The sequence below is a fragment of the Kribbella sp. VKM Ac-2568 genome, from assembly GCF_004345365.1.
Taxonomy (GTDB): Bacteria; Actinomycetota; Actinomycetes; order Propionibacteriales; family Kribbellaceae; genus Kribbella; species Kribbella orskensis.
On sequence record NZ_SLVF01000002.1, the window covers coordinates 686,155 to 709,541 of the forward strand.

A 23,387-nucleotide genomic window follows, 5' to 3' on the forward strand; every position below is an offset into this window, starting at 1 on the left:
GGAGCGATCGGGACCTTCGCCTCTGCAGCGCGGGTCGGGCGGCGGTGGATCGTGAAAGTGACAAGGAGGAGAAGGCGATGACAGAGTCGCGAGTAGTGGCAGGCATCGACGGATCGCCGGCTGCCGAGACCGCGATCAGATGGGCGGCAGCGGAGGCCGCGTCCCGCGGTACCGGACTACGGCTGGTGCATGCATTCATCTGGCCCGAGTTCCCTGTACCGCTGGGTCCGAGCGACGTGGCGCCCGGACTACGGGCAGCGGCGGACAAGATCGTCCGGGAGTCGGTCGAGCTCGCACGGAAGGTCGAACCCGGGATCGAGGTCGTCGGAACGCGCGAGGACGGCTTCCCGTCGCCTGTTCTGATCAGGGCCTCGCAGCACGCGGACGTCGTGGTGATCGGCAGCCGGGGTCTGGGCATCGCCCTGGGAGCGCTGGTCGGCTCGACCGGTCTGGACCTCGCTGCCAACGCGCACTGCCCGGTCATCGTCGTTCGCCCCGATCAACCGACCTACACCGGCGACCGTGTCCTGATCGGGTACGACGGATCGTCGCCGAGCTCGGTCGCCCTCGATTTCGGCCTGGACTACGCGAGCCGGCACGGCCTGCGAGTACGGGTCGTGGCAGCGCAACCCGTCCACAGCGAGCAGCATCGTGTCACCCGGGAAGACCTGGACGCCGACGTCCGAGGACGACCGGGAGGACTGGATGCCGAGATCATCCGCGTCGACGGACATCCCGCCGAGCAGTTGCTCCGGCTCTCCGCCGACGCCCGGCTGATCGTGCTCGGCTCGAGAGGCCGGGGTGGATTCGCCGGCATGTTGCTCGGCTCGGTCAGCCAGACGGTTCTGCACCACGCCGTCTGCCCCGTCGCCGTGATCCCGGCGGCCGCGATCGGAGGATGATCTCGATGACGACCACCTCAGGCCAGAAGGTGCAACCCGAGTCCGCCTTGGTCTGGCGGGCCATCCACCTCGGCTTCGTCGCCATGTTCGGCCTCGGCGCCTTCGTGCACATCAGCTTTGCCCTGTGGAACCAGGACAGCTACCGGCCGTTCGCCGATGGCGCCCTGTTCGAGTGGGTCTACGACGGCTGGCAGAACATCTTCATGGCCGACCCCCGGCTGTGGGCGCTGCTCCTCGGCGCCGGCGAACTCCTGATCGCCGCGTTGCTGATCTTCGCCCGACGGCTCGGCTATCTCGCCGTGATCGCGTTCCACCTCGCGCTGATGCCGTTCGGCTGGGGCTTCTGGCTGTGGTGCGTCCCCGCCCTCGCGTTCGCGGTACCGGCCGCCGTCCACACCTTCCGCACCGAACGGAGCGCGCGGCCCGGGTGACCCGGGTCTTTGGACTCTGCCGGGTGGCTGTTGCCGGGCGCATCGTTGGAGCACAAGGACCATCGAGCAGGACGAGGTGAGGAAGATGTTGATCCGGGAGCTGATGACGGCACCAGCGGTCACCGTGAACGACGAGACGTCGATCGCGGCGGCACTGCAACTACTGGACGCCGAGAAGATCACCGCAATGCCGGTGGTGGACCGCAAGGGATTCCTCGTCGGCCTCGTCAGCGAGGCGGACCTCGTCGGCGACGCCGAGCTGATCGAGGACCGGGTGCCGATCGCCGCCGTGCGGACCACCGGCTCGTCACCGGCCCGGCGGGTCGCCGAGGTGATGACACATCTCGTCGTCAGCGTCGATCCCGAGGACGACCTCGAGGTCGCCATCGACCTGATGCGGACCACCATGATGAAGAGCCTGCCGGTGGTCCAGCACCGCAAGGTGGTCGGCATGCTCAGCCGCAGCGACATCATCCACCTGCTGGCCGGCCGCGACCAGCGGATCCGGGACGACGTCGCCGACCTGCTGCTCGCCGAGAACCAGGACTGGCAGGTCGAGGTCCACGACGGCATCGTGACGGTCACCGGCCCGTCCGACCCGCACGAGCGCAGGCTCGCCGAAGTCCTGGCCGGCACCGTCCGCGGCGTCGTCGCGATCCGGATCAGCCAGCGAATCAGCTGACCGCGGCCACCAGAGATCCCGATCCTCGGCTGTGAGCCAGGTCTGACAACGCCCGATCAATGCGTTCGAACGGTACGACGGTGGTGTGCGCGGCGACGGGCAGCCGCGCCACCAGCCGGAACAGCTCTTCGCCGTCGAGTCTGGTGTTGGCGGTCACGCTCCGCAGGTCGCGCTCGCGGAACAGGTCCCGATCGTAGTTCAGCACCGGCACGTCGCTGAGATGGATCCCCGCGACCGCCACCGTGCCGCCAGGCTTCAGCGCCTGCAACGCCAGCGGCACCAGTTCCCCGGCCGGCGCGAACACGATCGCGGAGTCGAGTGGCAGCGGCGGGACGTCCTGGGCTGCGCCGACGAACGCGACACCGAACTCGCGGGCCAGCCGTTGGTTGGCCTCTCCCCTGGTCAGAACGCAGATCTCCGCGCCTTGGGCGGCCGCCAGCTGGGCGGTCAGGTGAGCACTCGAGCCGAACCCGTACAGACCCAACCTGCCACCAGGCGGCAGGGCGGCCCGCACCAGTGCTCGATAGCCGATGATTCCGGCGCAGAGGAACGGCGCCAGCTCCTCGGGCGGGCGGTCCGCGTCGAGCCGGTAGGCAAAGTCCTGCGGGACGGTCGTGTAAGGGGCGAAGCCGCCGTCGGCATCCCAGCCGGTGTACGTCGAGCGCGGGCAGAGGTTCTCCGCCCCTCGCCGGCAGAACTCGCACGAACCACAGGTACTCCGCAGCCAGGCGATCCCGATCCGGTCGCCGATCTCGAACCTCTCCGCGGCGGAACCACGGGCCACGACGTCGCCGACCACCTGATGGCCCGGTACGACGTCAGGCCCGCGTGGGACCAGGTCCCCTTCGCACAGGTGCAGGTCCGTCCGGCAGATCCCGCAAGCCAGCACCCGGACCAGCACCTCCCCCGGCCCGGCCGCCGGCACCGCCCGCTCGATCAGGCGCAGCGGTCCCTCGTCGATCGGACCAGGTCGGCCAACGGCCCACACCTCCATCTGTTCGCTCACCTGTCGACCATCTCAGAACAGCCGCGTGGACGGCAGAGGCCGGTGGGCCTTTCGGCGGCCGATCCGGGACCCGGGCCCCTGCCGGAGACCGCTCAGACCGAGCAGCCTTGAACTGGACCGGTTCGCCGGATCGCCGTGAAAGGAGCCGTGATGATCGTATGGGGCACCAATGGCTCGCCGGTCACCACGGGCGGCTGAGCGGGCGGCCCTACCTCCTCCGCGCCCAGCACGGCCGGCGCGCAGAGGCCCGACCGCTCTTGCCTATCTGCGGAGCGCGGCGGGACTACTGGTGCTGATCGCGGTGGTGGACTACTTCGTCCTTCCGACGCTCGCGGGCGCGCGACAGTCGCTGCACCTGCTCGGTGAGGTCAGGCCCTCGTGGGTTGCCCTGGGCATCCTTCTGGAGGCGGCGAGTCTGGTCTGCTACTCGCTGTTCACCCGCAGCGTCCTGCGCAGCAGCCCGCTGCGCTTCGGCTGGATCCTCCGCTCGGACCTGACCGGCTTCGGTGTGAGCCATGTCGTACCGGGCGGAGGCGCCACCGCGACGGCGCTGCGGTTCCGGCTGCTGGTCTCAGGCGGGGCAAGCGTCGACGACGTGACCGCCGCGATCGCCGCCGAGGGTGTCGGCGCCTCGCTGTCACTCGCAGTCTTGCTCTGGGTGACCCTGATCCCGGCGGTGTTGCTCTTCGGGCCGACCGCCCTCTACCTGATCGTCCTGCTGGTCGGTGCCCTGATAGCACTCTGTGCGGTGGTCGCGATCCGGGAACGGTCCCGACTGGCCCGACCGGCCAAGCGCCTCCTGCGATTCGTGCTGCACCGGCTGCCCCGCAGGCTTCAACCCCATGTGCAGGCGACCGCCGACCAATTGAGGGACCTGCTGACAGACCGGGACGTGCGATCAGCGTTCGCCCTCTGGCCGACAGCCAGCTGGCTACTCGACGCGGCCGCTCTGTGGGTCTTCCTGGCCGCCTACGGACACGTGATGGATCCGATCGCCCTCTTGCTCGCCTACTGCATCGCCAGCCTGCTGGCCGTCCTGCCGATCACTCCGGGCGGGCTCGGCATCATCGAAGGCGTCCTGATCCCGTGGCTGCTCGGCTTCGGAGTCCCGGCCGGTGTCGCCGTACTGGGCGTCGTGTCCTGGCGGCTGATCCAGTTCTGGGCGCCGATCCCCGTCGCCGGTCTCTGTTACCTGTCGCTACGAACCCCGGGCTGGCGGAACAGAGTCCCCGGCCGGACCCAGCCTCCCAGGTGACCAACTTCGGGCGCGGACCGTCACGGCGACCGCTTCAGCGATCACCGCGAGCCAGACCGTCAACCCGAGCAGGATCCAGCCGAGGTTCGGATCGAGCGCATGGTGCATCATGCTGATCGCCTCATCCTTCGGCGGATGGGACCAAGCACCGGCCGGAGCTCCCGGCCCAGGTCCACACCCCACTGCTGCGCCCGAGCCAGCTCGTGCTCCTCGATCGAGCCGGTGGTGTCGTCGACGAAGAAGGTTGCCGGCGGCACCATCACCCTGAAGTCCCGGCGGCGCAGGAGTTTGGCCGCGAACCGAGCGGCCGAGCCGGGCAGCCGGCGGACTCTGGTGATGCGGGTGTCGAAGGTGGCTGAGATCGTCGCGGTCGTGCGGTCCGGGAGGGCGCCGAGCCACTCCCGGATGCCGGTGTCCACCGGCATCACGACATCGTCGCGGGTGAAGGCATCGGCACGGGTCGACGGCCGGCTCATGCTGAAGGCGTGGGTCGGTCCGCCGACGACGAGTAGCCGCACATCAGGGGCTATCTCGGCCGGCGCCCGGTCGACACGAACCAGCTCGGTCTCCATGACGGTGCTGAGCCCGTCCCGGATCGCCGCAGCGACCTTCCAGGTGTTGCCGAACATCGATTCATAGACGATGAGGGCCTGTGGCGTTCCAGACATGATCGGCTCCTGGTCTCACGGCGTCACGGCATGGGGGTCGCGTGGCTCGTGGACGACGGCGACGGGGTCTCCTCGGCAGCCGCGATCAGGCCGGCGACAGGGCGCAGGCACGGTGATCACCTTGGCGGTCATCACGTCGGACACCGTCAGCTGATGCCTCATCGATCCTCCTCGAAGCTGTGGTCGTCAGTGGCTCGAGTGGGCGGCGAGGATCTCCTTGAGGGAGTCCACGAAGCGCAACGAGTCGTCGTACGGGCGCTGCCACACGTTGCGGCCGAAGATCAGACCGAGGCCGCCGGCGTCCATCGCCTGCCTGGCCTTGCTGAGCATCGCGTCGTCACCGGCCTTCTCACCGCCGGAGACCAGGACCAGGGTGCGGTTCGCCGAGCGGACGACCGCGTCGATCGCCTGCTGGGAGGTGAAGTCGGCCTGGTACGCCGGTTTCACGCCGCTGGTCTTCTCCGGGTGCGGGAAGTTGACCTTGACCACGTCCGCACCGAGCTCGCTCGCGACGCGGGCCGCGTAGTCGACGGCGTAGAACGAGTCCTTGCCACCCTTGGCCGCGATCGCGGCACCACGGGGGTAGGCCCAGACGATCAGGGGCATCCCGAGTCGCTCTGCGTCCGCACGCACCTTCCGGTACTGCGCGAAGTCGGCCTCCTGGGCCGGCGATCCGACGTACAGGGTGTAGCCGACCGCGTCGGCGCCGAGGCGGACGGCGTCCTCGACAGTCGCGTGCACCGGCGACAGCGCCTCGACGTCGGACGGGATGTCGGTCTTGCCGTTCAGCTTCAGGATCAGCGGCACCTCGCCGGCGTAGTCCCAGTAGAACTTCTCGGCCAGGCCGATCTGGATCGCGATCCCGTTGAAGCCCCCGGCCACGGCCAGCTTGACGATGTACGCCGGGTCGGAGGCCTGGGGGTTCGCGAAGAAGTCGCGCGGACCGTGCTCGAGACCCTGGTCGTAGGGCAGGAAGAAGGCTGAGCCGTTGCGCAGCCCATGGTCGAAAAGGATGCGCCGCAGGCGTGTCTTCTTGCCGCTGTTCAGTCCGAGCTCACGCAAGGAGGGCCGGGTCTGCATGATCGTCACCTCCGGTTCGAGCGCGGCGAACGCGCCCTTGGGGTCAGATGAAAAGGAGTTGGGCGCCGTCGGTCATCTCGATGAAGTCCGAGGCGCTGATGATGGCCTCGACGTCGTCGTACAGGTCGGACTCGTCGAGTTGCATCATGTCCGCGGACATCCGGCAGGCCCACAGATGTCCACCCGAGGCGACGATCTGCTCGAGGAACTCAGGTACGCCGGGCACACCCACGTCGTGGATCTGCTTCTTCATCTGATGCGTGGCCATCGCAGTCATCCCTGGGAGGCCGCCGAGCCCCTGCGGCAGATGGGTGGCGGTGTTGCCGAGCATCGTGAACTTCAGGTCGTTCATCCGCGACTTGGTGATCATGTCGAAGCCCCAGAAAGTGAAGAAGAGGTGCGTCTCCACCCCCTCGCCCAGCGCGGCGTTCGCGAGGATCAGACCCGGGTAGGCCATGTCGAGATTGCCCTTCGAGCAGATGATGGCCAGCTTGCGGCCCTCGGTTGCCGAGTCACCGAAGTCGGGGACGATGGCGGGCGCGTTGTCGATCGTGGTCATGGCGGTCCTCCTCAGACACAGCCGCGGGGCTTGGGCAGGCCGGCGACGTAGGCCATCTTCTTGGCCGGCTTACCGGGAAACAGGACGAACAACTGCTTGATCGGAATGCCCGCAAGCGTCGACACACGGCGCAGCGTGGCGGTCTCGCCGCGCTGCGGGTAGTCGGCCCGCAGGAAGCTGATCGCCTTCCAGTGCGCGTCGGTGAGCTCGATGCCGATCTGCGCGGCGAGTTGTGCGGCCAGCTCTTCGGTCCACTCGCCGTACTGGGTCAGGAAGCCTTCGGCATCGACATGGACCTCAGCGGGTCCGATGGTGACCACGGGCATGATCAGATCTCCTTGTCTGGTTGCTTCTTGCCGGTCATCGACAGGTGCGTCGGGACCGGCAGCCGGCGTCCGGGCAGCAGCACGTGCCAGTAGATCCATCGGAACGCCAGCTTTCCCCAGTGGTTGCGGGCGTTCTCCCGCAACAGCCCGAGCGGACCGACGACCGGCAACGGGAAGCTGCCGGGGAGCGGCTCGGTGTCGTAGTTGAAGTCGATCAGCAGGCCTTTGCCGTCGCCGGATTCGACGAAGCAGTTCGCGTGCCCGTCGAAGCTGCCGGTCATCGGGTGACCCTCGACGTACTGGCAGAAGTTGCCGGTGAAGATCTCCGCGGCGAAGTGCGCCACCGACCCCGCCTTGGAGATCGGCAGGTCGGCCGCGTCGCCGAGCACGAAGATGTCGGGGTACGCGGTCGACTGGAACGTGTGCTTGTCCACCGGGACGTAGTTGAGTTCGTCGCCCAGCCCGGACCTCGCAATGAAGTCGGCGCCCATGTTCAGTGGCACGGTCACCAGCAGGTCGAACTCGATCTCACGCTCGTCGTAGGAGACCAGCATCTTGCGCTCGGAGTCGATGCGCTCGACCAGGAAGTCCGCTTCGACGGCGATCTTCCGCTCGTCCAGCATGTCCCCCAGCCGCGCCGAGGCGATCGGTTTGGTGAAGGCGCCCGACAGCGGTGTCGCGTAGACGATCTCGACCTGGTCCCGCATCCCGCGGGAGCGGAAGTACGCCTCCGCCAGGAAGGTGAACTCCAGTGGCGCCACCGGACACTTGATCGGCTGATCGACGATGTGCACGACGAGCCGGCCACCGGTGAAGTCGCGCAACGCGTCCGCCAGCGCGACCGAGCCCTCGTAGCTGTAGAAGTCGAAGATGCTCTTGCGCCACTCCGCTCCGAGCATCCCCGGGGTCTGGTCCGGCCGCGGACTGGTGCCGGTAGCAACTACCAGGTAGTCGTAACCGACTGCCGTTCCGTCGCCGAGCCGAACCGTCTTCGCGACCGGGTCGATCCGCTCGATCTCGCCCGTCAGGAACTGGATGCCGGAGCGCAGCAGGCGACGGCGTGACCTGGTCAGCTGCGCGGGCCGGTAGACGCCGAAAGGCACGAACAGCAGCCCGGGCTGGTAGAGATGGACGTCATCGCGATCGACGACCGTGATCTGCCATTCCCGTAGCGGCAACCTGCGGCGCAGCTTGTTCGCCACCATCATCCCCGCTGTCCCGGCTCCAAGAATCACCAGACGCTTCATCGACGAGTCCCTTCTCGACCCAGCAGGCACGTCAGACCCTGCCTAGCACCTGATCGATCGTCTCGGCCGCAAAGTCCAGATCGGTCATCGGCCGGGCGACCACACAGAGATCCACCGACAGCTGGTCGATGTCTCGTACCTCGCGGTAGATGATGGCTCGGTCGTTGTACAGCGACGCCCAGCACCGTTTGCAGGCAGCCAGCAAGGCCTGCAGGCCGGTCACGTGAAGGAAAACCTCCTGTGGGCCGGTGAAGAACTCGTCGAGCGGCTCGTCGGCCGCCGTACCGCTGACCTGCAGCTCTACGTCGGCGCCGCCGAGCTTCTGGTAGGCCTCCTCGATGGCCGCGACGACTCCGGGTGGTATTTCCGCCTCGCAGAAGGCCGTACGGATGACTGCTCCGACAGCGACGATGTCGGCGCCCTCGCGCAGGCGACGGATCTGCGTCGCCACGAGCGGTCGAAGTCTGGCGGACCTGACGAACTCCCGGTAGGCCGGCGCGGAGGTCGCGAAACCCCTTCCGTCGTCCGACCAGGTGATGTGCGGCGAATCGATCATGATGACAGCTCCTCCGTCCGATTCTCAGAGACCGCGAGCCACGATCTCGGTCAGGTCGAGCAGCCGGCTGGTGTAGCCCCATTCGTTGTCGTACCAGCCGAAGACCTTGACGATGTTCCCGTTCGCCTGGGTGAGGGGCGCGTCGAAGATGCAGGACGCCGGGTCGCCGATGATGTCGCGGGAGACGATCGGATCCTCGTTGTAGCGCAGCAGGCCTTTCAGGTAACCCGACGCCGCGTCGGCGAAGGCCTGGTTGACCTGTTCGGCCGTCGCCTGCTCGGCCAGCTCGACGACCAGGTCGGTGAGCGACCCGTCCTCGACCGGCACGCGGACCGCGACACCGTCGATCTTGCCGGCCATCTCCGGGATCACCAGGCCGACGGCCTTGGCCGCGCCGGTGCTCGTCGGGATGAGGTTCACCGCGCCCGACCGTCCACGGCGCAGATCCTTGTGCGGCGAGTCCAGCATCACCTGGTCGTTGGTGTAGCTGTGGATGGTGGTCATCAGTCCGTGTTCGATCCCGAAGGTCCGATGCAGCACGGACACCATCGGCGCCACGCAGTTGGTGGTGCAGGAAGCGTTCGAGATGATGTCGTGCTCGGCGGGGTCGTAGGTCTCGTCGTTCACGCCGAGCACGAGCGTCGCGTCCACGCCCTTGCCAGGTGACGAGAGGACCACCTTGCGAGCGCCGGCGGCCAGATGCGCGGCAGCGGCCTCGCGGGTGCGGAACCGGCCCGTCGACTCGATCACGATGTCGACTCCTACACTCCGCCAGTCCAGCGCCGCCGGGTCCCGCTCAGCAGTCACCCGGATGGTCCTGCCACCGATGGTGAAGCTGTCGTCGGTGTGGCCGACCCGCTCCCTCAGTACGCCGTATGTCGAGTCGTACTGCAGCAGGTTCGCCAGGGTGGCCGTGTCGGTGATGTCGTTGATCGCGACCACCTCGATCGTGGTCGACTCCCGCTCGAGCACAGCCCGCAGGAAGTCCCGCCCGATCCGCCCGAACCCGTTGATCCCCACTTTGACAGTCATCTCTGGTCTCCTCAGCAACAATGTCTTCTGACTGGACGGGACACCGCGAGGCGTCCTGCCTGCCTTCATTCCAGACCGCAATCGATCGCCGGATCAGGGCCGAAGGTCCCGGCTCCGCGGGCATTGGCCCCGCAGCCGGTCAGTACCGCGTTCGGCTCCAGCGCGGGGCCCGAAGTCCTGCTGGATCGGGCCGCTCGGCCACCTCCCGCCGCGTCTTTCCCATCGGCCCGAGGACTGAGGACCTTCGGCTCTGCTGACGCCTGCCGCCGAGGCGTGTTCTGAAGCCATCCAGCACGAACGGGAGGACGAGATGGGTATCGAACAGCCCGAGACCCGAACGGCTGTAGTGCAGCCGACCGCGGTCCGGCGCGCGACACTCGCCCAGGCGGAACTGGTCAACTGGTTCGCCGAGGCCTACGGGGAGATCGCCGCCTACCTGGGCCTGCACGGCTTGACGCCGAAGGGTCACCCCTTCGCCCGCTACCACGTCCGTGCCGACGGACGGTTCGACGTCGAGGCCGGCTTCCCGATCGCCGGAAGGATCGCCGGCGACTGCTCTGTGCAGCCTTCGACACTGCCCGGCGGCGAGTTGGCGGTGGTGTGGTACGTGGGTCCTTACGACCAGGTGGGCAAGGCCTACGCCGCCCTCGCGGACTGGATCAGCAGCCAGGGCGGCGAGACCGACGGCGAGGCCTGGGAGATCTACTACGAGCCGCCGACCGGAGATCCGTCCCACTGGCGCACCGAAGTGGTGCAGCCGTACCACCTGGTCAGCAGCGACGGCTGATCGAGGCAGTCGTTACAGCTCGACCGAGCCGGAAGAGGGCAGACTCATGTCAGTGGAGCTGGGCGGAGCAAGGCGCCGGCGGGTCGCGCGCGAGGTCGTGCTCATCCTCACCGGCATCGCGCTCTAATTCGGCGTCCGCGGCCTGATCGCCACGCGGGTCGACCTCGCGTACCACAACGCCGAACGCACACGGTTTCTGACCGGCTACGGCTTCGTCGACACCGTCACCCAAGAGACATCGGCCTACCGCGTGCCACAACCACCCGCGTTCGTCAATCAGTACGCCGCCGTGCCCAGCCTGCACTTCGGCTGGAACCTCCTGGCGGGCATCGCCTGGGCGAACCTCGCCGGTCACTGGATCGCCCGGCTGTTCGGCTGGCTGATGCCGCCGGCGATGCTCGCCTCGATCGTGCTGACCGCGAACCACTACCTGCTCGACGGCATAGCCGGCGGCGTCATCGCCCTGTTGGCCCTGCTTGCAGCGACCTGGCTGGCCCGACGACCGACTGCCATCCCGCCCAACGACCCGGACGAGCGAGGACTTTCGCCCCTGCTGCCGCCTCCGCCGACGGCTTGTCCTGAAGACATCCCAGCCTTACCGGCCCGCGGGAATGAACGATGGGTTCAGAGGGAGGATCATCATGAGGAACTATCCGATCCGGATCGAGGGCAACCTCGACCCGTCCGTCAGCCGTGGGCTCTGGCTGGTCAAGTGGTTGCTGGCGATACCGCACTACATCGTGCTCGCCTTCCTCTGGCTCGCGTTCGGGGTACTGAGCATCGTGGCGTTCTTCGCGATCCTCTTCACCGGTCGCTACCCCCGGCCGATCTTCACCTTCACCACAGGCGTGCTGCGGTGGAGTTGGCGGGTCGCGTTCTACGCGTACGGCGTCCTCGGCACGGACCGGTATCCCCCGTTCACGCTGGACGACGTACCGGACTACCCGGCGAGACTTCACGTCGACTATCCACCGCAACTGTCCCGGGGACTCGTCCTGGTGAAGTGGTTGCTGGCAGTACCGCATCTCCTCGTGGCTGCCATCCTCCTGGGCGGCGGGCCGTACCTGAGCTACCACATCGGTGACTCGACCTGGTCCTTCGAGGGCGGCGGGCTGATCGGGCTGCTCGTGCTGATCGCCGGTTTCATCCTGCTGTTCACCGGTCGCTACCCCCGCGATCTGTTCGACCTCGTCGTCGGCCTGAACCGCTGGGTCTGCCGGGTCGCCGGCTACTTCTTCCTGATGACCGACGAGTACCCGCCGTTCCGGCTGGACGCCGGCAGTGGGAGGGGTGAGGACGAGCGGCTGATCGATTCCACGGACAGTCCTCGACCGACCGCGACACTCGAGCACGGCCAACCAGACCCCGCACCCGTAGTCCCGGCCCGGCCTGTCGCCCCGAGCCCTGCCACTCCCTCGGCCCACCGCTGGACGGCTGGACGAGTGATCAGTGTCGTCGCCGGAGCAGTTCTCGTCCTCGCCGGCCTGGTTGCCTTGCCGGCCGGCGGGACGGCGCTCTGGTTCGACCAGGCGGGCCGCGACTCCGGTGGCTACGTCAGTACGGACCTCCAACAGTTCTCCAGCCCGGGGTACGCCCTCACCACCGAGACAGGTGCCCTGCGCTTCGACGGACCCGGCTGGGTGATGAACCGGGTGCTCGGCGAGGTACGGCTCACTGGTACCAGCGCGACGGACGCCCCGCTGTTCATCGGGATCGCGGCTGACCGGGACGTCTCGGCGTACCTGTCGACCGTCGAGCACAGCGTGGTGTCGCGCGTCGCCGGGCGTCGAGTCGAGCCGGTGTACCGCCAGTACGCCGGTCAGGCGCCGGCCCAGTTGCCCAGCGCGGAACAGTTCTGGGTAGCCAGCACCGCGGGCACTGGTACTCAGACCCTCGACTGGCGACCGCGAGCGGGAGACTGGAGCGTCGTGGTCCTGAACGCGGACGGGAGTCGCGTGGTACGGGCCGATCTCGCGGTCGGCGCCACGGTGCCCTGGCTGGACGACTTGGCCTTCTCCCTCATCGGATTCGGGCTGATCTTCCTCCTCGCGGGCGCCCTGCTCATCTCCCTGGCGCTGCGTACCTCGCACGGAGGTACTGTCCCCCCGTCGGCGCCTCTGCCCGACACGCACGCCGGAGCAGCACGATGAGCGCACCGGACCCCACCCTGCAGCAGGTTCAACTGCGAAGAGTGAGGTCAGCGATCGTCCTCCCAGCCGCGACGGGGTGAGTGGCTGGCGATCCGGTCATCCCTGCTGCGGTAGACGATGTAGGGCCTCGTCAGGTAGCCGACCGGCGCGCTGAAGACATGGACGAGGCGGGTGAACGGCCAGAGGGCGAAGAGGGCGATCGCGGCCAGCCCGTGCAGCTGGAAGCTGAGCGGTGCCTCCGCCATCAGCTCGGGATGCAGGTCGAAACGGAAGATGCCGCGGAACCAGACCGACACCCCGTCCCGGTAGTCGTAGTGACCGAAGATGTTGGCGACCACGGTGTTCACCAGTCCCAGCACGATCACCGTGGCGAGGAACAGGTACATCACCTTGTCCATCCTGGTCGTCGCGGAGAAGACCGGTCCAACCGTCCGCCGTCGGTAGATCAGGATCGCCAGGCCGACCACCGTGCCGAAGCCGGCGATCGCGCCGATCGACACGGCCAGGAAGTGGTAGAGCCCCTCGGAGATCCCGACCGCCTCGGTCCAGCTCTTCGGGATGCCGAGGCCCATCACATGGCCGAGGAAGACGGCCAGGATGCCGAAGTGGAACAGCGGACTACCCCAGCGCAGGAGCCTGTCCTCGTACAGCTGTGAGGAGCGTGTGGTCCACCCGAACTTGTCGTACCGGTACCGCCAGAAATGCCCGACCACGAACACCGTGAGGCAGATGTAGGGGAAGACCACCCACAGGATCTCGTTCATCGACGACCTCCCGGGAACGAGGGCATCGGCAACGCCTGTGGCGATCCGGGCGGCCGCGTGGCCGGGTCGAAAGCAGGAGTGGCGTACGGCGTCAGGCCGACCTCTTCCTGCGGAGGACCTTCAGCCGCGAGCCGCCTGATAGCGGCCGACTCATCACCTCTCAGAGGCGGAAGGGTGGCAGTCACTGATTGCACCGCACCGAACCAGCGAGAGTCCGCATCCCCCAGCGCCAGCCTCAGCAACTCGAGCCCGGCACGATGATCGAGCAGGAGATTCCATCCGAGCCGCTGGTCGACTGTGGCGGCGTACTCGAGCACCACGCAGAGATGGTCGGGCAGTTCGGTGTCGTCCAGGATGAATCCTGATCGCAGGTAGGTCTGTTTGAAGCGGAGGAGGGCGACTCCGCGACGCCTGGTGTCCCCGTGCGCGAAGTACGTCAGGAAGAGGTTGTGACGACGCCGGGTGTCGAAGGTGTCGACGTATTCCTCCTGCGCCGTCGACAAGGTTCCGGACTCCAGCCGACCGATGCATGCACGCAGGGGATCCCCCACCGTGCCGGCCAGAGTCTCAGAGAGACGACGCAGCATTCCCAGCCGGGCCAGCAAGCTCTCGTCCGGGTATTCGAGTAACAGCGAGGCGGTCTGCCACCCGATGGCGAGCTGCTCGCCGGGCAATGCCGGTGCCGGATGCTTGCCGCTCATCGCTGATCAGCCTCCGACTCCGAATCGTCCGGTTTGGGTGGGAAGAGACCACTCGGCGCTCCGCGGCCGTCCCAGTTCAGCAGATTCACCCGCGCTCCCTTGCCCGCTGGGGCAGCCGCCGTGTCCGCCGTCTGGCGGTCTTGCAGCATGTGGAAGTTCTCGACAGCAATCGGAGTAGTCCCTCCAGAGCCTTCACCGAACGGTCCGGACCCACCCATTCCCGGGCCGCCTTCGTAGTCGAGCGAGCACTCCGTGGCGAGCTCCTCCAGCGAGTGCGCCTGCTCCGCGTGAGCCGGCGGGATCACGTAGCGCTCGTCGTACTTCGCCAGCGCCAGCAGGCGGAACATGTCGTACAGCTCCTCCTCGCTCATCCCGACCGCCTGCGGAATCGTCGGGTCCGGATCGCGCCCGAGGTTGATGTCGCGCATGTACGAACGCATCGCGGCCAGCTTGCGCAGTACCAGGTCGACCGGCGCGACATCGCCGGCCGTGAACAGCTCCGCCAGGTACTCGATCGGGATCCGCAGGGCATCGATCGCCGCGAACAGGTTGCCCCGGTCCTCGGGATCCTCGCCGGTCTCCTTGATCACGTCCACGACGGGCGACAGCGGCGGGATGTACCAGACCATCGGCATCGTGCGGTACTCCGGATGCAAAGGCAGCGCGACCTTGTACCGGTTGATCAACGCGTAGACAGGCGACCGCTGAGCCGCCTCCACCCAGTCGTGAGGGATGCCGGCCCGTTCGGCCTCTCGCCGTACTGCGGGGTCGGACGGATCGAGGAACACCTCGCGCTGCGCCTCGTACAGTCCCTGCTCGTCAGTCGTCGAGGCGGCTTCCAGCACCTTGTCCGCGTCGTACAGCACCAGCCCGATGTAGCGCAGCCGGCCGACGCAGGTCTCGGAGCAGACGGTCGGAAGCCCCACTTCGACGCGTGGGAAGCAGAACGTGCACTTCTCCGCTTTGCCGGTCCGGTGGTTGAAGTACACCTTCTTGTAGGGGCAACCCGAGATGCACATCCGCCAGCCACGGCAACGGTCCTGGTCCACCAGAACGATGCCGTCCTCCGACCGCTTGTAGATCGCGCCGCTCGGGCAGGACGCGGCGCAGGACGGGTTCAGGCAGTGCTCGCAGATCCGCGGCAGGTAGAACATGAAGGTCTGCTCGAACTCGAACCTGACCTTGTCGCCCACCTTCTTCAGGATCGGGTCGCGTTCCGCGGTGGCCGCCGAGCCGCCCAGGTCGTCGTCCCAGTTCGCCGACCAGGTCACCTTCATGTCCTGGCCGGAGATCAACGACTTGGGCCGGGCCACCGGGGTGTGTTCCTGTGCCGGGGCGTCGGTCAAGGTCGAGTAGTCGTAGGTCCAGGGCTCGTAGTAGTCCTGGATCGACGGCATCTTGGGATTGGAGAAGATGGTCAGCAGCTTCCTGAGCCGCCCACCGCCCTTGAGCGTCAGGCGGCCGCGCCGGTTGAGCTGCCAGCCGCCCTTCCAGGTCTCCTGGTCCTCGTAGGTGCGCGGATACCCCTGCCCCGGCCGGGTCTCGACGTTGTTGAACCACACGTACTCCGTGCCGCTGCGGTTGGTCCAGGCTTGCTTGCAGGTGACCGAGCAGGTGTGACACCCGATGCACTTGTCGAGGTTCATCACCATCGCCATCTGTGCCATCACTCGCATCAGTACTGCACCTCCTGTGACCGCTTGCGAATGACAGTGACCTCGTCGCGCTGGTTGCCGGTCGGGCCGAGGTAGTTGAAGGCGAAGGACAGTTGCGCATAGCCCCCAACCAGATGAGTCGGCTTGATCAGCAGCCGGGTCAACGAGTTGTGGATGCCGCCGCGCTTCTTCGAGGCCTCCGCGATCGGAACGTCGATCAGCCGGTCCTGGGCGTGATGCATGTAGACGGTGCCCTCCGGCATCCGGTGGGACACGATCGCCCGGGCCACCACCACACCGTTGCGGTTGATCGCCTCGATCCAGTCGTTGTCCACGACACCGACCTTGGCCGCGTCCTGGTCACTCATCCAGATGGTCTGACCACCGCGGGACAGCGACAGCATGAAGAGGTTGTCCTGGTACTCGGAGTGGATCGACCACTTGCTGTGCGGGGTGAGATAGCGAACGGTCACGCCGTGCTCTGTGACGGAGCCGATCTCCGGTTCGGCGAACAGCGCACCCATGTCCAGCGGTGGACGGTAGACCGGGAGATTCTCGCCGAGCTCGGCGATCAAGTCGTGGTCGAGGAAGAAGTGCTGCCTGCCGGTCAGGGTGTGCCACGGTTTGAGGCGTTCGACGTTGATCGTGAAGGGCGAGTAGCGTCGCCCACCGGTCTCGGACCCGGACCACTCCGGCGAGGTGATGACCGGGGTCGGCGCTGCCTGGGTGTCGGCGAAGGTGATCCGCTTGCCCTCGTGCTCTGCTGCCAGATCGTGCAGCGGTTTGCCGACCCTCTTCTCCAGTGTCTTGAAGCCCTCGGTGGCGAGCTGACCGTTCGTCGTACCGGACAACGCCAGGATCGCCTCGCAGGCGTGCACATCGCGTCTCAGTGACGGCCGGCCGTCACCGGGGCCGCCGCGGACGGCCCCGTTCTTCGCCCGCAGGTAGTCGACGGAATCCTTCACGTCGTAGGTGACGCCCTTGGTCGTCGCGCCGAGCTTCTCCATCAGCGGTCCGAGGGCCGACATCTTGGCCGCGACGGCGCCATAGTCCCGTTCGACCTCGATCAGCTTCGGCATCGTGACCCCTGGCACCGGCTCACACTCGCCGGCTTTCCAGTCCCGGACGACGCCGTGCGGATTCGCCATCTCGTCAGGAGTGTCGTGCAGCAGCGGTACGGCGACCACGTCGTACCGGGTGCCGAGGTGCTCGGCGGCGAGCTCGCTGAACTTCTCCGCGATCGTCTGCCAGGCGTCCCAGTCGGTCCGGGTCTGCCAAGGTGGCGCGATCGCCGGGTTGAACGAGTGGATGAACGGATGCATGTCGGTGGTGTTCAGGTCGTGCTTCTCGTACCACGTCGCCGCGGGCAGCACGACATCGGAGAAGAGCGTCGTACTCGTCTGCCGGAAGTCCAGCGTCAGGAGCAGGTCCAGCTTTCCCTCCGGTGCCTGCTCGTGCCAGTCGATCTCGCTCGGCCGACGACCCTCGGGCGCCTCGCCGGCCCGCAGCGACGACCCTGCCCCGAGCAGATGCTTCAGGAAGTACTCGTTGCCCTTGGCCGAGGAGCCGAGCAGATTCGCCCGCCAGATCGCCAGGATCCGCGGGAAGTTCTCCGGTGAGTCGGGATCCTCGCAGGCGAAGCGGAGGTCACCCGACTTCAGCTGGTCCACCACATGGTCGGCCACCGGCCGACCGGACGCGCGCGCTTCATCCGCAAGCTCGTGCGGATTCCTGTTGAACGTCGGGTACGACGGCATCCAGCCCAGCCGCGCGCTCAGGGCGATCAGATCCGCGGTCGTCTTCCCCGCGAGCCGTCCCTCCCCTGTCTTGGCGGCCAGCGTGTCCGCCCCGAAGTGGTCATAGCGGAACTGATCCGTATGCAGGTACCAGTACGCCGTCTGGATCATCTGCCGCGGTGGGCGTGACCAGTCCAGCCCGGACGCCAGCTGAGCCCAGCCGGTCACCGGCCGGCACTTCTCCTGGCCGACGTAGTGCGCCCAACCGCCGCCGTTCACGCCTTGGCAACCGGTCAGCGTGGTGAGGGCGAGGAACGCCCGGTAGATCGTGTCGGAATGGAACCAATGGTTCGTGCCGGCCCCCATGATGATCATCGACCGGCCGTTGGAGTCCTCCGCGTTCTGAGCGAACTCGCGGGCGATCCGGGCCGCCGCGGACGCCGGCACACCGGTGATGCGCTCCTGCCAGGCCGGCGTGTACGGCGCGGTCGCGTCGTCGTATGACGTTGGCCAGTCCCCGGGGAGTCCTGACCTAGCGACGCCGTACTGCGCGAGCATCAGGTCGTACACGGTCGTCACGAGGCGTCCGCCCACGCGGCGCGCCGGAACGCCACGCGCCACGTCCCCGGCCGAGCCGTCGGCGGTGTCGAAACGCGGCAACCGGACGAGTACGGCGTCCGCCTCGTCACCGGCCATCGTCAGGGCGGGATCGACCTCCCCCAGATCCAGGTTCCAGCTGCCCGCTCCGGACGGCCCGAAGCGGTGACCGAGCGAACCGTTCGGCACCACGGGAAGGCCCGTCCGGGAGTCCATCACGACAGTCCTGAAGTGTGCGTTCTCCTCGCCCTCGAAGGCGGGAAGGTCGGCTGCGGTGAGGAACTTGCCCGGCTGGTAGGTGCCGCCGCCGTCTTCGTCGAGCTGGATCAGATACGGCAGATCCGTGTACGCCTTGCCGTACGCCGTGAAGTACGGCGTCTGCCGGTCGACGAAGAACTCCTTCAGGATCACGTGTCCCATCGCCATCGCCAGAGCGCCGTCGGTTCCAGGTGCCGCCGGCAACCACTCGTCGGCGAACTTCACGTTGTCCGCATAATCGGGGGCGACGGCAACGACCTTCTGGCCGCGGTACCGCGCCTCGGCCATCCAGTGCGCGTCCGGCGTCCGGGTGACCGGCAGGTTGGACCCCCACATGATCAGGTAACCCGCGTCCCACCAGTCCCCCGACTCCGGGACATCCGTCTGGTCGCCGAAGACCTGCGGCGACGCGACCGGCAGATCGGCGTACCAGTCGTAGAACGACAGCATCGTGCCGCCGATCAGCGAGGTGAACCGGGCTCCGGAGGCGTGCGAGACCATCGACATCGCCGGAATCGGCGAGAACCCGGCGATCCGGTCCGGTCCCCACTTCTTCAGCGTGTGGACGTAGGCGGCGGCCACCATCTCGGTCGCTTCGTCCCAGCTCGCCCGCACCAGTCCGCCCTTGCCACGAGCAGCCTTGTACTGGGCCGCGCGGGCCGGGTTGTCGACGATGTGCGCCCAGGCGGCCACCGGATCACCGTGCTGCGACTTGGCCTCCCGGTACATCTGCAGCAGCACACCCCGGATGTAGGGGTAGCGGATCCGCGTCGGCGAGTAGGTGTACCAGGAGAACGCCGCGCCACGAGGGCAACCGCGCGGCTCGTACTCCGGTTTGTCCGGGCCCACCGACGGATAGTCGGTCTGCTGGGTCTCCCAGGTGATGATGCCGTCCTTGACGTACACCTTCCAGGAGCAGGAGCCGGTGCAGTTCACGCCATGGGTCGACCGCACCACCTTGTCGTGGCTCCATCGATCCCGGTAGAAGTCGTCGGCGCCGCGCCCTCCCTGCTTGTGCAGCGTCCGCAGATCGTCCGAGACCACCCCCTTGGTGAAGTAGCGGCGGGTGCGGACGAGTGCCTCGCTCAGCCCTCCGTCCAGACCGATCTCGCTGTCGCGCCGGTTCGGGTCCGGACGATCCCCAGTACTCATTCATTGTCCTTCGCTGGTCGGGTACCGCTATGCGTGGTGGAGGGCGTCCTGAGTGGCGCGGTTCGCCGTGTTCCTCACAATCGTCAGGGTGAGCAGCAGCGTCAAGGCCGCGGTGACCGAGAGCAACACGAGGCCGATGCCGTACGAGTCGGTGCGTCCGTAGACGTAGCCCATGATCAGCGGCGGGACGAACCCGCCGAGACCCCCGGCGGCGCCGACGAGGCCGGTCACTCCGCCGACCCGCGACGGATCGGTGACCTTGGCAACGAGTGCGAACGTCGCTCCGCTGCCGGCTCCGAGTGCTGCCGCCATCGCCAGGAACGCCACTGTGCCCACGTGCTCGAGCAGCGGGGTGGTTGCTGCGACGGCCGCGCCCGCGACGACGACCGAGTACGAGGCGGCCAGCACCGGGACGGGTCCGAGCCGGTCGGACAACCATCCACCCAGCGGGCGCATCAGCACCGCCACCACGACGAAGCCTGCCATCCTGTTGGCCGCGTCCGCGGCATCCAGTCCGTAGGCCGTCTTCAAGTACGACGGCAGGTAGACGGAGAAGGCGACGTATCCGCCGAATGCGACCGCGTACAGGATGCAGGCCTGCCAGCTGATCGGGAGCTTCGCATTGGCGACGAGTCGGGTAAGCAACGAACCAGCCGGCTGGGTCCGGCCGGGCGCGTCCCGAAGGAGCAACCAGGCAGCGACCGCGTAGAGCGCCAAGGCCAGGGCCGTGAGAAGGAACGGCGTTTGATGGCCCACCTTGCTGTACAGCTTGACCGTGGTCAGCGCGCTGATGGCCGTACCACCCATCCCCGCACCGAAGATGCCGATCGCCAGCCCACGGCGCTCAGGCGGGAACCAGGCGTTCACGAACGGCACACCCACAGCGAACGCGGTACCGCCGATGCCGAGGAAGAAGCCGCCCAGCAGCAATGCGCCGAACGAGCGCAGACCGACGTATCCGATGAACAGGATCGGGATGATCGTGGCCGCCGAAACCAGCGGGAACATCACCCGTCCGCCGAACCGGTCCGTCAGTGCCCCGACCGGGATCCGGCCGAGCGACCCCACCAGGACGGGCACAGCCACCAGAAGCGCCACGTCGGACTCCGACAGAGTCCCCAGCGTCCCCTCGGTCCGGAACAGCGGGCCGAGCGGGCTGAGCAGCGCCCACGCCCAGAAGTTCAGCGCGAATCCGAGGGTGGCGAGAGCCAGCATCAGCCAGGGCGATCTGGTAGCAGGTGGTGCGGAACCAATACCGTCGCCGGCCCCGGCGACACTCGCTCGACTCACGCTCATCGTTTTCCTCCGGTCGCCTGCGGTCGTTCTGATCTGCCGTAGACCGATCTGTCCCAGCATCTGGCATTTCCGCATCGGCCGGGAGGGCCCAGAGGTCCTGGACCGGAATGCCCAAGGTCCCGGGTCGCCGGGACCGATGCCTCCTGTACCGCCGGTGCCGTGGCGTCGACGCTGGTGACCAGGTCATCGAGTCCGCGAGTTCCAGGAGCATCCGTGCGCGAGCAGAAGCTTTCCCGGCACCAGATCGACGTCCTGGTCGGATCCGCCATCGCGGCGCCGAGCATGCACAACACGCAGCCCTGGCGGTTCGGGATCGACGGCCCGGACATCGAGGTCTTTCTGGATCGATCACGAGCGCTGCCGGCCGAGGACCCGACGGGGCGAGCGTTGCTGATCGCGGCCGGCGCAGCGGTCTTCAACCTCAGATGTGCGGCCGCGTCTCTGGGCTTCGACAGCTGGTACCGCCTGGCCCCGGTACCCGAGGAGCCCGATCTGGTCGCCCGGATCATCGTCGCACCCACAGCGACACCGGACCCCGACCTCGCCGCGCTCCACCCGCAGGTCAGCCGACGTCATACCAGCCGTGAACCCGGGCGTCCGGCTGCTCTGACCGCGGAGGCCCGCGCCAGCTTGATCCACGCCGCACTGAGTGAGGGTGCCGACCTCTCCTGGCTGGCTCCGCAGGGCGCTCAGGACGCCTTGAGATCAGGTGCGACCGCCCTCCTCCACGGCTGGGCGGACCACGCGCGGACGGCCGAACGCGCGCGCTGGATCGGGGGCGAACGCAAAGAGGACGGCATCCCCATCAGCGCTCTCGGACCTCGTCCGACCGTCTTCCCTCCGCCGGTGCGGGACCTCGGCGCCGGCCTACCCGGACGCGGCAGGTCCCGGAAGACCTTCGAGGACGATCCGGTGCTCGCCGTGCTGTCGACCGCCGCAGACGGGGCGGTTGACCGGTTGGTGGCGGGAATGGCGCTCGAGCGCGTCCTGCTCACGGTCACCCAGAATGACGTCCAGGCATCGTTCCTCAACCAGGCCCTGGAGTACGACGACTCGCGCTCCGCGGTGCAGCAACTCACCGGCAGGCCGGGCTTCGCCCAGATGGTGATCCGTTTCAGCAACAGCCCGATCAGCGCCACCACTCCAAGGCGCACCATCGCCGACGTCCTCGCCCCCGATTCCTGAAACAGGTCCGACGCCCGGGAAACCGGGACCAAAGTCACCGGCGTAGCCCGATCACCTACATCGTGTCCCAGTTCACCAGCGAAGTGAGCGTCTACGACGTACACCACAACAACGGGAACTGGTACGACACCGGCTTCATACTCGGCGTCGCGACCGCGTTCTCGGGCGCTGGCAGGGCCGCCGCTCGCCGCCACCCCCGGCCGGCGAGCGAACTGATCCGTACTGTCCAGAATGCGGCAGCCGGGAACCGCGGCTATCGTCTGATAGATCGGGCAGCCCGCAGGGCAGGAGGCCTTACATGGATTTGGGCCGAGGGCCGGTCGCACAGACACAGTGGCTCGTGCGAACGATCGTCGCCAGCCGCACCGTCCGGATCACAGCACTCCTCGCCGCGGTCGGACTCTCGCTGTGGAACGTCGACCGCGTTCCACACACCTCGGTCCTGCCTGCGATGGCCGGCTTGCTGCCGTTCGCCGTCGGCAAGTACTTGTTGTGCCCCTTGCGCTGGCACGCGCTGTCGAGAAGCGGCCGCTCGCGGCGCTGGCACCTCCGTGCTTATGCGGAGAGCGAGGTCCTCGGACTCGTCTCACCTTGGCACGCCGGCGCGGATCTGTGGCGGATCCACCGGCTGGAGCGCATCGGAGCACGGCGTCCGGCAGCTGTCTCCGAGGTCGCGCTCGATCGATTCGTCGGCGCCGTCGGGCTGGTGGTCGCCGTCGCGGTCTGTGGCGTGGCGATGCCCCGGGCCGTGCTCGCGGTCGCGCTGGGCGCCGCCGCTGTAGTCCTCGCGGCCGCCCTCGTCGTGAACCGCCGGCGGCCGGGCCTGGCCGGCCGCTGGCCGTGGCCGTCCCCAAAGATCTTCGCGATGGGTGTCCTGCTGTCGATCGGCTATCAGCTCACCATCCTCGGGTTGCTGATCGGGGCGATCAACGCGGTCGGCGACTCGGTGTCGGCGATGCAACTCGTCGCCATCTTCGGGGCCAGCCAGCTCGCCGGCGTGCTGCCCGGCGTCCAGGGGGCAAGTCCACGAGAGGGTGCTCTTGTCGCCGGTCTGGCCTCCATCGGTGTCTCGTGGACGGCCGCCTTCGGCGCGGTGGCGTTGACCGCGTTGCTCTATTGGATCCCGGCCCTGCTCCTGGGAGGCGGCGCGCTGCTCCTGCGGTGGCGTGGATGGTTCACCGAGCCGCAACCGGGTACTACGTGACCCGCTTCCGGGTCGTCGTCGCGCACCGGGCCGGCAATGACCTCGGCTCGCTGCGGGACGCACTGGACGCAGGCGCCGATCTCGTCGAGGCCGACGTCCACGCGTCCGGGGGCGCCTGGAGATACGGCATCTGAAATCACTCGGACCGCGGTGGCTCT

Annotated in this window: 23 protein-coding genes and 1 pseudogene; 10 read left to right on the plus strand and 14 right to left on the minus strand. The window is 67.7% G+C overall.

The features are described 5' to 3' along the window. The first annotated feature begins 77 nt into the window (after window positions 1–77). The 3 genes from EV648_RS07015 to EV648_RS07025 all read left to right on the plus strand — a co-directional run bounded on the left by EV648_RS07015 (window position 78) and on the right by EV648_RS07025 (window position 2,015). Window positions 78–902 carry a universal stress protein gene (locus EV648_RS07015; RefSeq protein WP_132286386.1) on the plus strand — a complete coding sequence of 275 codons (825 nt, stop codon included), beginning with the start codon at window positions 78–80 and terminating at the stop codon, window positions 900–902. Between the two features lie 5 nt (window positions 903–907). Then, window positions 908–1,333 carry a hypothetical protein gene (locus EV648_RS07020; RefSeq protein ID WP_132286389.1) on the plus strand — a complete coding sequence of 142 codons (426 nt, stop codon included), beginning with the start codon at window positions 908–910 and terminating at the stop codon, window positions 1,331–1,333. A gap of 85 nt (window positions 1,334–1,418) precedes the next feature. Then, window positions 1,419–2,015, plus strand: a complete 597-nt coding sequence (locus EV648_RS07025; RefSeq protein WP_132286392.1) for a CBS domain-containing protein — start codon at window positions 1,419–1,421, stop codon at window positions 2,013–2,015. On the opposite strand, the gene EV648_RS07030 is transcribed toward EV648_RS07025, so the two are convergent. Then, window positions 2,008–3,021 carry a zinc-dependent alcohol dehydrogenase family protein gene (locus EV648_RS07030; protein ID WP_241994943.1) on the minus strand — a complete coding sequence of 338 codons (1,014 nt, stop codon included), beginning with the start codon at window positions 3,019–3,021 and terminating at the stop codon, window positions 2,008–2,010. The genes EV648_RS07025 and EV648_RS07030 overlap by 8 nt on opposite strands. A gap of 289 nt (window positions 3,022–3,310) precedes the next feature. Between EV648_RS07030 and EV648_RS07035 the strand changes: the two genes are divergently transcribed. Further along, window positions 3,311–4,276: a YbhN family protein gene (locus EV648_RS07035; RefSeq protein ID WP_158293923.1), complete on the plus strand. Its 966-nt coding sequence runs from the start codon at window positions 3,311–3,313 to the stop codon at window positions 4,274–4,276. 107 nt (window positions 4,277–4,383) lie between these two features. Here EV648_RS07035 and EV648_RS07040 read toward each other — a convergent pair whose 3' ends face one another. Genes EV648_RS07040 through gap form a run of 8 tightly spaced genes read right to left on the minus strand, consistent with a single transcriptional unit; the run spans window position 4,384 to window position 9,744 of the window. Further along, window positions 4,384–4,944 (minus strand): flavodoxin family protein, encoded by a 561-nt coding sequence (locus tag EV648_RS07040; protein WP_132286398.1) that lies wholly within the window; start codon window positions 4,942–4,944, stop codon window positions 4,384–4,386. 15 nt (window positions 4,945–4,959) lie between these two features. Beyond that, window positions 4,960–5,106, minus strand: coding sequence for a hypothetical protein (locus EV648_RS42475; protein WP_158293924.1), 147 nt, complete (start codon window positions 5,104–5,106; stop codon window positions 4,960–4,962). Window positions 5,107–5,130: 24 nt separating this feature from the next. Next, window positions 5,131–6,024, minus strand: coding sequence for a class I fructose-bisphosphate aldolase (locus EV648_RS07045; protein WP_132286401.1), 894 nt, complete (start codon window positions 6,022–6,024; stop codon window positions 5,131–5,133). 43 nt (window positions 6,025–6,067) lie between these two features. Further along, complete coding sequence (locus EV648_RS07050) at window positions 6,068–6,583, minus strand: DsrE/DsrF/DrsH-like family protein (RefSeq protein WP_132286404.1); 516 nt, start codon at window positions 6,581–6,583, stop codon at window positions 6,068–6,070. A gap of 11 nt (window positions 6,584–6,594) precedes the next feature. After that, on the minus strand, window positions 6,595–6,909 hold the full coding sequence (locus EV648_RS07055) for a TusE/DsrC/DsvC family sulfur relay protein (protein ID WP_132286407.1): 315 nt from the start codon (window positions 6,907–6,909) through the stop codon (window positions 6,595–6,597). 2 nt (window positions 6,910–6,911) lie between these two features. Beyond that, entirely contained in the window at window positions 6,912–8,156 is a 1,245-nt protein-coding gene (locus EV648_RS07060; RefSeq protein WP_132286410.1) for an NAD(P)/FAD-dependent oxidoreductase, read from the minus strand. A 31-nt stretch (window positions 8,157–8,187) separates the two neighbouring features. Beyond that, on the minus strand, window positions 8,188–8,712 hold the full coding sequence (locus EV648_RS07065; protein ID WP_132286413.1) for a PEP/pyruvate-binding domain-containing protein: 525 nt from the start codon (window positions 8,710–8,712) through the stop codon (window positions 8,188–8,190). Between the two features lie 24 nt (window positions 8,713–8,736). After that, window positions 8,737–9,744, minus strand: coding sequence for a type I glyceraldehyde-3-phosphate dehydrogenase (gene gap, locus EV648_RS07070; protein WP_132286416.1), 1,008 nt, complete (start codon window positions 9,742–9,744; stop codon window positions 8,737–8,739). A 310-nt stretch (window positions 9,745–10,054) separates the two neighbouring features. On the opposite strand from gap, the gene EV648_RS07075 reads away from it, so the two are divergent. The 3 genes and pseudogenes from EV648_RS07075 to EV648_RS07085 all read left to right on the plus strand — a co-directional run bounded on the left by EV648_RS07075 (window position 10,055) and on the right by EV648_RS07085 (window position 12,681). Continuing rightward, on the plus strand, window positions 10,055–10,531 hold the full coding sequence (locus EV648_RS07075) for a GyrI-like domain-containing protein (protein WP_132286419.1): 477 nt from the start codon (window positions 10,055–10,057) through the stop codon (window positions 10,529–10,531). Between the two features lie 145 nt (window positions 10,532–10,676). Then, window positions 10,677–10,997 (plus strand): annotated as a pseudogene (locus EV648_RS45085) (phosphatase PAP2 family protein); the annotation flags it as partial. 175 nt (window positions 10,998–11,172) lie between these two features. Continuing rightward, window positions 11,173–12,681, plus strand: a complete 1,509-nt coding sequence (locus EV648_RS07085; RefSeq protein WP_132286422.1) for a DUF4389 domain-containing protein — start codon at window positions 11,173–11,175, stop codon at window positions 12,679–12,681. 47 nt (window positions 12,682–12,728) lie between these two features. Here EV648_RS07085 and narI read toward each other — a convergent pair whose 3' ends face one another. Genes narI through EV648_RS07110 form a run of 5 tightly spaced genes read right to left on the minus strand, consistent with a single transcriptional unit; the run spans window position 12,729 to window position 20,840 of the window. Continuing rightward, on the minus strand, window positions 12,729–13,445 hold the full coding sequence (gene narI, locus EV648_RS07090) for a respiratory nitrate reductase subunit gamma (RefSeq protein WP_132194630.1): 717 nt from the start codon (window positions 13,443–13,445) through the stop codon (window positions 12,729–12,731). Further along, complete coding sequence (gene narJ, locus EV648_RS07095; RefSeq protein ID WP_132286425.1) at window positions 13,442–14,146, minus strand: nitrate reductase molybdenum cofactor assembly chaperone; 705 nt, start codon at window positions 14,144–14,146, stop codon at window positions 13,442–13,444. The genes narI and narJ overlap by 4 nt, the downstream gene beginning before the upstream one ends. Further along, window positions 14,143–15,822 (minus strand): nitrate reductase subunit beta, encoded by a 1,680-nt coding sequence (gene narH, locus EV648_RS07100; RefSeq protein ID WP_132286428.1) that lies wholly within the window; start codon window positions 15,820–15,822, stop codon window positions 14,143–14,145. Before narH ends, narJ begins: the two co-directional genes overlap by 4 nt. After that, entirely contained in the window at window positions 15,822–19,544 is a 3,723-nt protein-coding gene (locus EV648_RS07105) for a nitrate reductase subunit alpha (RefSeq protein WP_132286431.1), read from the minus strand. The genes narH and EV648_RS07105 overlap by 1 nt, the downstream gene beginning before the upstream one ends. Window positions 19,545–19,571: 27 nt before the next feature. Next, window positions 19,572–20,840, minus strand: coding sequence for an MFS transporter (locus tag EV648_RS07110; RefSeq protein WP_132286434.1), 1,269 nt, complete (start codon window positions 20,838–20,840; stop codon window positions 19,572–19,574). Between the two features lie 213 nt (window positions 20,841–21,053). Between EV648_RS07110 and EV648_RS07115 the strand changes: the two genes are divergently transcribed. The 3 genes from EV648_RS07115 to EV648_RS42480 all read left to right on the plus strand — a co-directional run bounded on the left by EV648_RS07115 (window position 21,054) and on the right by EV648_RS42480 (window position 23,363). After that, complete coding sequence (locus EV648_RS07115) at window positions 21,054–22,025, plus strand: nitroreductase (protein ID WP_132286437.1); 972 nt, start codon at window positions 21,054–21,056, stop codon at window positions 22,023–22,025. 298 nt (window positions 22,026–22,323) lie between these two features. Next, on the plus strand, window positions 22,324–23,229 hold the full coding sequence (locus EV648_RS07120; RefSeq protein WP_132286440.1) for a lysylphosphatidylglycerol synthase domain-containing protein: 906 nt from the start codon (window positions 22,324–22,326) through the stop codon (window positions 23,227–23,229). Beyond that, on the plus strand, window positions 23,196–23,363 hold the full coding sequence (locus tag EV648_RS42480) for a hypothetical protein (RefSeq protein WP_158293926.1): 168 nt from the start codon (window positions 23,196–23,198) through the stop codon (window positions 23,361–23,363). The genes EV648_RS07120 and EV648_RS42480 overlap by 34 nt, the downstream gene beginning before the upstream one ends. Window positions 23,364–23,387 lie beyond the last annotated feature (24 nt).